This is a genomic window from Candidatus Effluviviaceae Genus V sp. (genome assembly GCA_014728125.1).
Lineage (GTDB): Bacteria > Joyebacterota > Joyebacteria > Joyebacterales > Joyebacteraceae > WJMD01.
This window is the reverse complement of record WJMD01000154.1, coordinates 1-13,500: the sequence shown is the minus strand read 5'-3', so window position 1 is coordinate 13,500 and position 13,500 is coordinate 1. Positions and strand designations below refer to the sequence as shown.

The window sequence follows — 13,500 nt, the reverse complement described above, 5'->3', positions numbered from 1 at the left end:
GGCGAGACCGCCCTGCTCATGACCGGCGGCATGAACTGGTTCGACGCCTGCTGCCACACGTTCACCACGATGTCGACGGGCGGCTTCTCCACGCGAACCGCGAGCGTCGCTGCCTTCGACAGCGTGTACATCGAGATTGTGATCATCGCCTTCATGTTCCTGGCGGGCGCCAACTTCGCGCTCCACTACCGTGCACTGCGGGGCAGGCCCCGGGTCTTCTTCCGCGATCCTGAGTTCCGCTTCTACACCCTTCTGTGGGTCGGCAGCTGCCTGCTCCTGAGCCTCAATGTCTGGGGAGAGGTCTACCAGGGGGCCGGTGCGGCTCTGCGGGCGGGGTTCTTCCAGGGCACGTCGATCATGACAACGACCGGCTATGTCACGAAGGACTTCAACGTGTGGCCGAACGCTTCGCGCCTGTTGCTGGTCCTGCTGATGTTCGTTGGTGGATGCGGCGGCTCGACGGGCGGCGGCATCAAGGTCGTGCGCTTCTACGTGGTCCTGAAGAAAATCCTGAGGGAGATGGGGCGGGTCATGCGGCCACGCGCCGTCATGAAGATCAAGCTCGGGCGCGAGCCCCTGGCGGAGAACACCGTCTCGAACATCACAGGTTTCTTTGTCATCTTCGTAGCGATCTTCGCGCTTGCTTCGCTCGCCATGGCGTTCTTCACGCCCGATCTGGTGACTGCCGCCTCGTCTGTCGCGGCCACGCTCGGCAACATCGGCCCCGGACTGGGGGCGGTGGGCGCCGTCGAGACATACGCGTCCGTTCCGACGACCGGCCAGGTCATACTCACCGCATGCATGCTGCTCGGCCGCCTGGAGCTGTACACGGTGCTGGTTCTGCTGCTCCCCGCCTTCTGGAAGAGGTAGCCGGGGAAGCCCCGCCCGTCCCCCGGCGCCTCGCACTGCAGCCGCCATCGAACCGACCACATGAGCGTCACGGCCCATCCTGTGAGTCCCGTCGATCTGCCTCCATGAGGTGAGTGCAGCTGGTTCACGGGACATCGCATGGTGCGACCGAAGGCCGGAAGCTCGAGTCCACGACGTGGCAGGCCCCACGGTTCAGTTCGATGCGACCAGAACCACCCCCTTCCCCAGATCAACCCCGGTCGGAAGATCTCGTACGCGACCTCAGCATCTCCTGTCGGAAGTCGCTGCGGCCCTCGCCATCAAGCGGGAACCCCCGGAGCTCGCGCCCCGGGGGTTCGTCTATCTTCGCGACTGTCCATGCCCGAGGCGGGAGGCCACCCCGGACCGCTCCGACCTACCGCACGAGCGTCAGGGACTTGACCTCGACGCGGTCGTCGATCACCAGTCGGGCGAAGTACGTGCCGGACGCGACGGCGCTTCCCGTCTCGTCCCGGCCGTTCCAGTCCACCCTGTTCACGCCCGCTGGCCTCGGCCCCGAGACGAGCGTGCGCACCCTGCGTCCCGCGACGTCGTAGATGGTCAGCCCGACCTCGCTCTCGACCGGCAGGCTGAACTGCAGACTGGTTGACGGGCCGAAGGGGTTCGGCACCGCACCAAAGAAGATCCTGCTATCCGACGGTCCCTCTGCGATCCCGCTCCAGTCACTGACGGTCAGATCAACAGGGATGACGATCGTCGGGTTCGCCGGGTCGTTCGTCGCGATCGACATGTCGGCGTGGTACTCACCGACCTCGAGCTCCGTAGCGTCCATGGTCAGGTCGAGCTGAGCGAAGGCATCCGGCACGACGGACCCGACCGACGGCGCGACGCTGAGCCACGAGAGCGTCGGATCGACCGAGAAGCGGACCGCATGGCCGCTCTCAAGGTACGCGGCGTTGTATACGACCTGCAGACCATCGGTGCCGGTGTCGTTCTCGATGCCCACGGTGCAGCTCGTGCCGAGCGAGACGGTCTCGTACTGGTAGACTATCGAGCCGTCGGCATGGAGGATCACCTGGAACGTCTCGGGCGAGCCGCTGGGGTAGTGCGGCACAGCTTCCCACTGCACGATGAAGCGGTCGTTGGCCGTGTCCGCGTAGTAGTAGATGGTGCCGCCGGAGTCCGGGTTCAGGTCGTCCCAGAACGGCGCGATCACGCTGTTCGGTTCCGAGGTGTTCGGGACCGTCTGGTTGGTGTAGGTCGTCAGTGACGACGTGAACGACAGCCACCCGTTCGTACAGACGCGCACCGATGTGCGGCTCTGACCGTAGAACGGGAAGCTGAAGCCCAACTGGAACGGGCCCAGGTTGGCGTCGTCGTCACCGCCGACGACCTCCCCGATCCCGGATATGTCGAACCAGTCGTAGACCGGTCCACCGGGCTCGTCGCTGTCGGCCCACGTGTACCCGAAGGCGTCGGGCCCGCCGGAACCCAGCACCTGCGGCTCACCGTTGTTGGGGTCCAAAGCGCCCTTCTCGAGCTCGCGGAGCTCAGCGGCGGCGGCCGTCCCCGGCACGTCTCTCAGCCCGGGATAGTCGATCGACACCGAGTACTCGAGGTCCGCCTCGCCGGTGTTCGAGAGTTCCACAGACCTCACCTGCGTACCACCCGGCTCGACCATCTCCTGGAGCGCGGTCGGCTCAGCGGCGGCGGCGGGATACGGAATCTCCCCCAGCGTCGGGAACTCGATGAAGTCGACCCAGGCCGCGTCGCTCCCGTTGTCGACGGAGGCGTCCTTCGTGTACGACCACCTGAAGGTCCGCGTTCCGGCGTCGACCGCATGCGTGTACTGCGTCCACGGCACCGTGCCGGACCAGCTCGCGATCTGGGTCCCGTCGACGTAGAAGCGCAGGTAGTCGTAGTTGGCCTCGGATGACACCTTGTACCAGAAAGAGATGTCCGCCGACGCCACGACCTCGACGGTCACCTCGAGATCGGACTGCTGGTTGTGGGTCACAACGCCGGAACGGGCATCGTAGAGACCTTCGTAGGGAGCGGCGCCGTCGATCGTCCAGTCGGCGCTGCCGCCCATCACCCAAGGGTACGAGAGGAAACCGCCGGACTCGAAGTCCTCGGCGATGAGCTCGGGGAGCGTGAAGTCGAGGGTCGTGTTCCCCTGGAAGTCGACAGAGTGCTGGTCCGCGCCATAGCCCCCCGCGCGGGCGACCACGTCGTAGACGGCGCCGGCCGGCATCTCGATCGAGTAGGCGCCGTCCGGGCCGCTGGTGACGGGATCGAGCGGCGTGTCGAGAACCTGCACGCTCGCCCCCTCGACCAGCCCTCCCTCGTACTCGTAGACCAGCCCTGAGAGGACCGCGGTCGGCAGAGCCGTCATGGCCATCGAGGCGTCGATGGTCTGGTCCTCCAGCACGTCGACGACGAGGGTCTCGCTGCCGTAGCCGAAGATGTCGTAGGTCAGCGTCCACTCCCCGACCGGCAGCATCAGCTGGAAGTTGCCGTCCGCGTCGGTGAAGCGGTTGACGGGCCTGTCGACGACGCCGATCTGGACACCCTCGAGGGGCAGGCCCGTGGCGATGTCGGTGACCGTGCCGCTCACCGTGCCGAGTCCGCCCGCGACGGCGAGAACCGCCTCGTACGCGTCAATGAAGCCGTGGCCGTAGGTGTTGTCCTCGCCGGCCGTTCCAAGGTCGACAGCCGTCTCCATCAACACCTGCTTGATGGTCTCGACGTCGAGATTCGGATTGGCCGCGCACATCAGAGCGACCACGCCGGCCACGTGCGGACCGGCCATCGACGTGCCGCTCAGGTACTGGTAGCCGCCGCCCGGTTCCGCGCTGTAGATGTCGGAGCCCGGCGCGCACACCTCGGGCTTCATGGCGTAGGGGCCGCCGCAGTTGCTCGGCCCGCGGCTCGAGAAGTCGCTGATGTCGTACGGCGCGTAGTTCTGGGTCGAACCGACGCTGAAGGCGTTGTACGGGCTGTCGGCACGGTCGGCGGGAGAGCGGAGCGTCCCTGAACCGGACCCTTCGTTACCTGCCGACCACGTCAGGACGACGCCGGCAGCTTCGCAGTTGTCGATGGCGTCCCACCAGTAGCTGAAGCAGTCGGGATAGCCGAGCGACTCGGTCGTGCCCCAGCTGTTCTGGACGACGCACGGCACATCGGCGGTGGTGCCGGGGTCACCGTCCGGGTCGGCGAACCACTCGAGCGCCGCCAGGACATCGTTGTCGAACTCGGTGCCGACGCCCTGGTCGATCGTGTTCGCCGCGATCCAGAGCGCGCCGGGCGCCACACCGATCGTGTCGTCCGCGGCGATACCGGTCACGGTGCCCATGACGTGCGTGCCATGGTAGTGGTTGTCGACGGGGAAGTCCGGCGCACCCTGGCCTGAGTTGTCCAGCCAGCACTCGCTCGGGTCGGCGAAGAGGCCGCGCCAGCGGGCGGACAGTGCCGGGTGCGTTCCGTCGACCCCGGTATCCATGATGCCGACGACGACGCCCGTGCCGTCGATGCCCAGCTCGCGCCAGACGCGCGGCGCGTTGATGGCGTCGATGCCCGGCGCCATGCCGATGCCGCGGTAGCCGCCGGGGGGAACGGGCTTCTCGCTCTTGACCGGCTCGATGAGCTCGACCTCGAGGTCCGGCTCGATCGCCACGACATCATCGCGCAGCGCAAGGTCGCGCACGGCGTCGACCGTGGCGACGACCACGACTGCGTTCACGAGCCAGTGAGGCGTGAACCCGCGGACCACTCCGCCGCGGGTACCAGCCTCAAGATGCTCGATGAGCGAGCTCTGCGAGCGCGCTGCAGCGTCCTGAAGCGCCCCGACGATCGTCTGGTGCCGCTCCTGCCGGGTCGCGCGTTCGGCGTTGAGCTGTTGGCTCAATCCGTCGATGTCGGCCTGTTCGCTGAGGACCACGAGCACCTTCAGCTCCTCGTCGCCTCCCAGGGTCTCCATCCGGGACTCCAGACCCGGCGCGATCACGCCTGCCTGTGACGTCACGGCGAGAAGAAGGACAACCGCAAACAAGAGCACCGTCCCAGCCTTCTTCATGTGCATCCTTCCCTCCCGGCGCTCGGCGCCGTGTCTCATGTCCCGAAGCTGCGGCCCCATCGCTGGACCCGCAGCCACGCGGCCGCCGGCCGGTGCGGCCGGTGACAGCAGAACAGCCAGGCCACACCTGACGGAACGGCTGACCTGGCTCCCCATCGTTCTCTAACTTGCCATTGTATAGGAAGTTAGAACAGAAGTCAAGGGCCGGAACCGTGCCGATCACACCAAGACCCCCTGTGACGGCCGAATCGTCCCCACCAGGGCCCCTTCGCACACCGGCCTCCACGCGATCCTCGCAGGTGACCGAGCGCTTCAGCTCTCCTGCCCGCTCAACTGCCGCTCGAAGAGGACGAACAGAACCGGAAGCACGAACAGTGTGAGTATCGTCGCGGTCACGACCCCTCCGATCACCACCGTTGCCAGAGGCCTCTGCACCTCGGCGCCCACACCGATCGAGACGGCCATCGGGAGAAAGCCGGCGACGTCGGTGACGGAGGTGGCAAGAACCGGGCGCAGGCGAAGCCGTCCGGCCTCCACGACCGTGGCGATCATCCCCTTGCCCTCGGGCAGGAGTCTGCGGATCGTGCTCACGAGTACCTGGCCATCGAGGACGACGATGCCGCTCAAGGCGATGAACCCGATGATCGCGCTCACGCTGAAGGGCAACCCCCGGAACCACAGCGCGAGCACACCGCCCACGGCCGCGAAGGGAATGCCTGTGAAAACGATGAGCGCGTCACCCAGACGACGCATGCTGAGGTAGAGCAGGAAGAGGACGAGACCCAGCGTCAGAGGCACCACGATGCGGAACCGCTCCTGTGCACGGACGAGATGCTCGAACTGCCCGCCGAACTCGACCGTGTACCCGGTCGGCATGCTGACCTCGTTCTCGATCCGCTCGCGCACCTCCGCCACGAAAGAGCCCACGTCCCGGCCGCGCACGTTGCACTGTACGACCGTCCTACGCCGTGCCCACTCGCGGTTGATGGTCGACGGGCTCTCGGTCTGCTCCACGGTGGCCAGGTCGCCGAGCGGCAGCACGGGCCCGGAGCCGGTCGGGATGAGCACCGCCGGCAGCTCGTCGGGGTCCTCGCGAAACCGGTCCGGCAGGCGCACGACCAGCGGGAAACGCCTCTCGCCCTCCTGGATCTCACCGACCTCGATCCCTCCGACCGCGTCGACCATCTCGAGCACCCGCTCGGCCGGGAGCCCCGCCCGCGCGACCGCGTCCTGGTCCACGCGAACGCTGATCATAGGCTGCCCCGCCAGCTGCTCCCCCGAGATGTCCGCTGCACCGTCTACGTCGACAAGAAGGCGCTGGATGTCATTCGATATCCGCAGCAGTGTATCGAAGTCATCACCGTACACCTTGATACCGAGATCGGATCGAATGCCCGCGACGAGTTCGTTCATCCGCATCTCGATGGGCTGTGTGTACGCGATGGTCTGCCCGGGAAGGTCGGAGACGACCTCCTCCATCGCGCGGACGAGCTCGTCCTGCGAGCGAGCCGCCCGCCACTCGTCCCGCGGCGTCAGCGTGATGAAGAGGTCCGAGAGCTCCGTGCCCATCGGGTCGGTGGCCACCTCCGCGGTCCCGATGCGGCTCCAGATGTGCGCGATCTCGTCCGGAAATGCCTCCAGAAGCGCTTTCTCCATGAGCGTGTCGTACTCGACCGACTCCTCGATGGAGATCCCCGCGAGTCTCACTACATTGAGCGCGACCGACCCCTCGCTCAGGCGCGGTACGAACTCCGACCCCAGGTTCAGCGCGAGCAGCCCCGTCGCGGCGAGAATTGCCAGGACGAGGGAGATGGCAAAGCGACGGTGGTGCAGCACGCGGTCGAGAGCGCGCGAGTAGCCCCTGAGCAGCCACCGCATGATCGCGGTCTCGCGGACGGAGGGGCGTTTGGGGAGGAGCCACTGCGAGAGCAGCGGCGTCAGGAAGAGCGCCACAAGGAGGGCGCCTGCGAGAGCGAACATCAGGGTCAGGGCCATCGGCCGGAACATCTTCCCCTCGGTCTGCTGCAGCGTCAGGATGGGTAGAAGAACGAGCGTGATGATCACGACTCCGAAGAAGACCGGTCGCGCGACCTCCTTGCTGGACTCCTGGATGACAGCGGCTCGCTCCCGGCTGGTGAGGGCCCGACCGAGCTCGCGGCCGCGCTCCGCCAGACGCCGCACGTTGTTATCCGCCATCACGACCGACCCGTCCACGATGATCCCGAAGTCGATCGCGCCGAGGCTCAGGAGGCTGGCCGCGATCGCGAACGCACGCATACCGAGCGCCGCAAGCACCATGGAGAGCGGAATCGTGAGTGCGATGATGAAACCCGTGCGCAGGTTCCCGAACATGAGGAACAGGACGGCTATCACGAGGATGGCGCCGATGAAGAGGTTGTGCCTCACGGTCTCGATGACGAGGTCGACGAGCTCGGTCCGGTTGTGGACGACCTCGATCTCGACGCCCTCCGGGAGCGCGGGCAGAACGTCCTCAAGCTGTTCCTCCAGGGCCTGGGTCACCTCCTTGCTGTTCTCCCCCATCAGCATGAAGGCGAGACCCAGAATCGCCTCGCCTTCCCCGGCGGACGTGACCGCGCCGCGTCGGATCGCGTGCCCCTCACGCACCTCGGCGACCTCCCGGACCCGCACGGGAACGCCGTCGACGCTTCTGATCACGACGTTGCCGATCTCCTCCGCGGTCGTGAGACGCCCGATGCCGTGGAGGAGCAGCGCGTCGCCGGACACCGTGATCGTGCCGCCGCCGACGTTCCTGTTGTTCTCTTCGAGCGCACCGATGACGTCCTGGAGCGTGAGATCGTAGGCGATCAGTGCGCGCGGCTCGACGATGACGTCGTGCTGCTTCTCGAAGCCGCCCCACGAGTTGACCTCGGCGACACCGGGAACCCGTCGAAGCTCGGGCTTCACGATCCAGTCGTGGATGGTCCGAAGCTCGGACAGAGACCTGGATCCGTCGGGGGAGCGGACGATGTAGTGGAACACCTCACCCAGTCCCGTCGCGATCGGTCCGAGTGAAGGAGGATCGATGCCGTCCGGCAGCGTGACCGTGCCCAGTCTTTCCAGAATGAGCTGACGCGCGTCGTAGACCGAGGTCTCGTCGTCGAATGTCGTCACCACCTGCGAGAATCCCGACTTGCTCAGCGAACGGACGTTCACGAGCCCCGGAATCCCTGAAATGCCGACCTCGACCGGGAAGGTAACCTGACGCTCGATCTCCTCCGGGTTGAGGGCGGGAGCCACGGTGTTGATCTGGACCTGGACGGGCGTGGTTTCGGGAAACGCGTCCACCGGGAGCGTGAGAAGCGCCCTGATCCCCAGAAGCGTAGCGATGAGGAAGAGCACCGAAACGAGTGCGCGGTTCCGGAACGCACCTTCGACGAGCTGCTTGAGCATGAGCCTGCGACTCCTCTCTAGTGGGCGCAGCCGACGCCGAAGCGCGACCTCTGGAACTCGGATTTCAGAAGGTAACTCTGCTCGACCGCCACGAGATCGTCGTCGGAGAGCCCGGCCGTGACGACCGTCATGTCGCCCGCACCTCCCCCCGTCTGGACCCGGCGCAGCTCATACAGGTCGCCTTCGAGCCGCACGAAGACGAAGGGACTCCCCTCGAAGCTGTAGACGGTGTCGCGAGGAACGAGCAGCGAATCGGAGCGCTCATCGGTGGTGATGCTTGCGTCCACGAACATCCCCGCGCGCAGCAGACCGTCGGGGTTCGGGACCTCCGCGCGCACCTGCGCCATTCGTGTCGTCTCGTCGAGATGGCTCGAGATCCACGTGATCTCACCGTAGATGTGGTGCTCCAGCGATGCGGAGCGTATCTCCACCGCTTGACCGATGCGGAGCCGGGAGACGTCCCTCTCAGAGACGGCCAATGTGACCCACAGAGAACTCAGGTCGGCCACCGTGAAGAGGCGGTCTCCCACCTCGGCCAGGTCGCCGACGACCGCATCCCGCCCGATGACGGTCCCGTTGAACGGGGCCGCGAGCGGCAGCACGGAGCTCACCTCATGCTCAGACACCGTCCGATCGATCGCCCCGCGGTCGAGGCCCATCTCGAGCAGGCGTTGCTCAGCGGCACCGAGGCCGGCGAGGGCCGTCTTGTGCCTGGCTTCAACGTCCCGGAAGTGCCGCGTGGAGGACATCTCCTTCTCGAAGAGCTCGCGCTCCCGTGCCAGCTCCTCCGATGCGACCTCTTCGCGGGCCAGCGCTGCGAGAAGCTGCGCCTTCGCGTCGGCGATGCCGGATGAGGTCAGCTCGGCAAGAACCTCTCCCCGCCCTACCTCCTGACCGAGTTCAGCGAAGACGCGACGGACGACACCGTCCGTGAGGGGTGTGACATGTACCAGACGGTTCTGGTCGAACTCCAGCTGACCCACCGCAAACACAGTCGTCGCCGCAGGACCGCGATGCGGACGTCTGGCGATGATGCCCGCTTTGGCCTCGGACGCCTCCGACGGCAAGCGGATCTTGAGCCCCTCGCCGGGCTTCAGACCATGCGCGAGCCCGGGCTGACAGATGCCGCACTCCGCTTCGTAGAGATCGTGCTCCCCGCAGTAGACGGCCCCGGACGCACCGACGGAGTGGTCGCATCCGGCATCATGCTGGTGGGCGGACGGCTCCTCGGAGCCGTGTCCGGCGCCGCCGCACTCTTCCGCGTCATGGGCATGCGCGTCGTCCGGACGGACGACAGGCGCATGCGATACGCATCCTCCACAGTCATCAACTGCAGAGCCGTCGGCTTCGCTCATAGCGCCCGCTTCTCCGTCGCATCCTCCGATGAAGACACCGACGAGGATGAGTGCAGTGAGAGCGGCGACAGAATCCAACCTGCTGATGGAGTTTCCCATGACTCCTCCCCTTCTCGCTCCAACGCTGTCGGGGGTGCCAGGCACCCGGGGGACGGCGCCGCGCGACATGCCGGCGAACAGCGGAGACGCGCTCCGCTCAGCCAGCGCAGCTTCTTCGTACGAGTGAGAATGTCTGAACGACTGGGGAGGATCAGAGTCTGAGGACGGTGAACCCTGTCGTTGGAGGTCGCTCCGGAGCTGGAGCGAGCAGGTGTGGCCTCGCGGGCGTCGCCGCCATGAGAGGCGGGTCCGCGTCGGCGGCAGGGGTGTGGATGGTCTCGTCATCACGCTGTTCGCGTGCAGACTTGATGGAGACGCTGGACGGCTGTACAGCCTCGCCCACGCCGCTCAGGAAGACGTGGGTGCAGTCGCCGCAGCTGCCAGGCATGTACGGTGCAATGGTGGGAACACGAGCTTGCACCGAGCTCTCTTCGCCGCGCTCCGAGCAGTCACACGCGCAGCCGATGGCAACTCCGAAAGCGGCACTGCCGCCATGCTCGACGCAGAGCGCGAGCGCATGCGCGCCTGGAAGAGCAAGCCACACACAGATGGCGGTAGCAGCAGCAACTCTCAGTGTCTTCATGCAGTGTCCACCGTCGTGGTGAGTGCCAGTTGCCATGTCACATTCATTATAGCCGCCCCAGGCTGTCATGTCCAGCGAGTGACGTCGGCGCGCGGAGGGTGTGCCCTGTTCAGTCCTGGTTCGGCCTTCTCCGCTCCGCCAGCAGTACGGTGTCTCTGAGCTCCTGCTCGCTGGCGGCCTCCAGCCATCGTTGTTCGAAGCCGGGGCTCTGCACGACCTGCGCGATCGCCGACAATGCGCGCAGGTGCAGGTCGCGATGGTCGATCGTCCCTACGAGAACGAACGCGATGCGAACGGGAAGGTCACCCTCGGCCAGCCGGATCCCGTCCCGGGCCCGCACCAGCAGGATGTCGAAGACATCCTCCCCCTCGACGATCACGTGCGGAACGGCCAGCCCCGGCGCCACGACCGTGCTGCTTTCCTGTTCCCTTGCCTCGAGGGCCTTCACAAGCACCGCGGATTCGATTTCGGTCCGCGGGGAGAGCGCCGTCGCCGCGGCTTCGAAAAACTCCTGACGCTCCACGCTGCCCTCGAGATCGAGGACCGCGCAGTCCTCGATGACGCGGTCGAAACGGTCGCGCACGATCGCATCGCGCTCACGGATGATCTCCTTGAGCTCGGCGTTCAGCGCTCCCGTCACCAGCTCCTTCGCAGCGATCCTCCGGATCACGTGGAGCATGGCGGACTCGATGGCCGGCTTCGTTCGGCCGTAGAACCAGTAGACGCAGAACCCGGCGACCACGAGCAGGATGACCGTGGCGAACGAGCCCTCTCCCATCTCGAGCATGACGAGCAGGATGCCGACGATCCCAGCGATCTGGAGCCACGGGTAGCCGGGCGCCCTGAAACGCGGCCGGTAGTTCTGCAGGCCGCTCTCCCGCAGTACGATAACGGCCACGTTGGAGAGCAGGTACGTCATCAGGAAGACGACCGAGGCCGCCTGCACGAGGAAGCTCAGCTCGACTAGGAGCGCGAGGATCACAAGACACCCCGTCACGAGGAGCGCGATGTGAGGGGTTCCGGTTTTCTCCGCGACCCTGCCCAGCGGCTCGGGGACGAGCCCGTCGCGGCCGAGCGCCAGCAGGTATCTGGACGCCGCCATGATCCCGCCGTTCGCCGTCGTGAGAAATGCGAGGATGGCCGCGATACTGAGCGCCACCTTGCCCGGGACGCCCATGAACACGGCGGCTCCGTCGGTGATCGGGGTCAGCGACCCGTCGAACACCTCGTCCGTCAGCACCCCGCTCGTCACGAGTATCATGAGGACATAGGCTATCCCGGTGACCACGAGTGCCAGCAACATCGCCCGGGGGATCACCCGTCCGGGGTCATCCACTTCCTCGGCGACACTGGCGACCTTCAGAAGCCCTCCGTACGAGACGAAGACGAACCCCGTCGTGGCCAATACCGCGCGAACGCCGTACGGGGCGAACGGCTGGAGATGCTGCACATTGATCGCCGGAAACCCGCGCACCAGGTAGAGCGCCATGAGGCCGATGAGCGCGACAATGAGAGCGACCTGCAGCCGCGCGGCCTCACGCACCCCCTTCAGGTTCATCCCCACGAAGACAACGCAGAAGACGGCGCCCGCGAGGCGCGGGTCGATCGGCATCACGAACCGAGCGAACGCGGCCAGACCGACGAGGGCGAACGCGCTCTTGAGCGAGAGGGAGAACCACGTGAGAAGACCGGCGATCGTACCGGCCGCCGCGCCCATGCTGCGCGAGACGAAGAAGTAGTCCGCGCCCGCCTTGGGCATGGCGGTCGTGAGCTCGGCGACACTCAAGAGGCCTGTTGCTGCGAGAACCCCCGCGAGCAGATACGATGCGATGACGGCGGGCCCGGCACGCGCGTGAGCGAGTCCGGGGAGAACAAAGAGGCCGGAGCTGATCATCGCTCCGGTCGCAATGCTGAAGACGTGAATCAGCCCGAGGTTCTTTCTGAGACCCACGCCACCTCCCTGTCCGCGGTCGCGGACGGTTGCCACTTGAGACTATCAATGTCCGAGCGGTTCGTGCAATGTGAGATTGTGCTGGAAATCCACGCCGGGCGTTTTCCGAGGCGGACGGGAACTCCGCGCGGAGGGATGTCGGGCTCAAGACATCCCCGGATGATCAGAGGCTGCCGGAAGGACCACCATGTCACGACCCGTGAATGGATGGACAGCCCACGACCTCGTTGCAGACGAGGTCGTGGACAGGCTGGACAGCTCCCCCGATGGCCTGAGCGCTGAGAACGCGCGGCGACGGCTCGAGCGGCACGGTCCCAACGCCCTCGCGACAGAGGAGGGCGCCGGGCCTCTGACGCTGCTCCTCAGGCAGCTCAGGAGCCCGCTCATCTATCTCCTCGCAGGAGCAGCCGGCGTTTCGCTCGTCGCCGGGAAGCTCGTCGATGCCGGCGTCATCGTCGGCGTCGTCGTCCTCAACACGGTCCTCGGTTTCATCCAAGAGTGGCGGGCCGAGGGCGCGCTCGAGGCCCTGCGGCAGATGGCGGCGCCGGTCGCCCGCGTCCTGCGGGACGGACGGGCACAGCAGGTCGAGGCGGCCGAGGTCGTTCCGGGAGATGTCCTTCTTCTGACGGCGGGCGATCGCGTGGCCGCCGACGCACGGCTCCTTGAGAGCAACGAACTTCGGGTCGACGAGTCGTCGCTGACCGGAGAGTCCGAGCCCGAGACGAAGGGGTCCGATCCCGTGGACGGGGACACGCCGCTCGGCGACCGCACGAGCATGGTCTTCATGTCCACCAGCGTGACGGGCGGGCAGGGCAGGGCCGTCGTCGTGGCGACCGGCATGCAGACCGAGATCGGCGAGATCGCCGGCGAGGTGCGCGCGACGGGGCGGGAGGAGACGCCGCTCCAGAGGCGCATGCACCGGCTCGGTGTCGTTCTGGGTGTTGTCGGGATAGCTCTCGCGGCGCTCGTGTTCGTGCTCGGGCTTCTCGGAGGTCACGGGATGCTCGACATGCTCCTCTTCGCCGTGGCCGTGGCTGTCTCGGCCATCCCGGAGGGTCTGCCGGCGGCCATCACGGTGGCCCTGGCGCTCGGACTCCGCCGCATGGCCGGCCGGAACGCGATCATCCGTCGTCTGACGGCCGTCGAGACCCTGGGCTCGACCACGGTCATCTGCTCC

The 13,500-nt window shown here is 66.5% G+C and carries 6 protein-coding genes; 2 read left to right on the top strand and 4 right to left on the bottom strand.

The annotated features are described in order from the left end of the window. A partial coding sequence (locus GF405_09470) for a TrkH family potassium uptake protein (protein ID MBD3368380.1) occupies window positions 1-870 on the top strand: 870 nt, incomplete at its 5' end. Between the two features lie 394 nt (window positions 871-1,264). Here GF405_09470 and GF405_09465 read toward each other — a convergent pair. The 4 genes from GF405_09465 to GF405_09450 all read right to left on the bottom strand — a co-directional run bounded on the left by GF405_09465 (window position 1,265) and on the right by GF405_09450 (window position 12,323). Continuing rightward, a complete protein-coding gene (locus GF405_09465; GenBank protein MBD3368379.1) occupies window positions 1,265-4,924 on the bottom strand; it encodes a S8 family serine peptidase in 3,660 nt (1,219 codons plus the stop codon). Window positions 4,925-5,236: 312 nt separating this feature from the next. Further along, window positions 5,237-8,335: a CusA/CzcA family heavy metal efflux RND transporter gene (locus GF405_09460; GenBank protein ID MBD3368378.1), complete on the bottom strand. Its 3,099-nt coding sequence runs from the start codon at window positions 8,333-8,335 to the stop codon at window positions 5,237-5,239. A 17-nt stretch (window positions 8,336-8,352) separates the two neighbouring features. Beyond that, window positions 8,353-10,074: an efflux RND transporter periplasmic adaptor subunit gene (locus GF405_09455; protein MBD3368377.1), complete on the bottom strand. Its 1,722-nt coding sequence runs from the start codon at window positions 10,072-10,074 to the stop codon at window positions 8,353-8,355. Between the two features lie 407 nt (window positions 10,075-10,481). Then, window positions 10,482-12,323: an amino acid permease gene (locus tag GF405_09450; protein ID MBD3368376.1), complete on the bottom strand. Its 1,842-nt coding sequence runs from the start codon at window positions 12,321-12,323 to the stop codon at window positions 10,482-10,484. A 187-nt stretch (window positions 12,324-12,510) separates the two neighbouring features. Between GF405_09450 and GF405_09445 the strand changes: the two genes are divergently transcribed. After that, window positions 12,511-13,500 (top strand): HAD-IC family P-type ATPase (locus GF405_09445; GenBank protein MBD3368375.1); only part of this gene is annotated, 990 nt, incomplete at its 3' end.

What these genes read in the sequence shown, in the direction of transcription:
- GF405_09455 (MBD3368377.1), bottom strand. Translation starts at nt 10,074, where the DNA reads ATGACGAGACCATCCACACCCCTGCCGCCGACGCGGACCCGCCTCTCA.
- GF405_09460 (MBD3368378.1), bottom strand. Translation starts at nt 8,335, where the DNA reads ATGCTCAAGCAGCTCGTCGAAGGTGCGTTCCGGAACCGCGCACTCGTT.
- GF405_09465 (MBD3368379.1), bottom strand. Translation starts at nt 4,924, where the DNA reads ATGAAGAAGGCTGGGACGGTGCTCTTGTTTGCGGTTGTCCTTCTTCTC.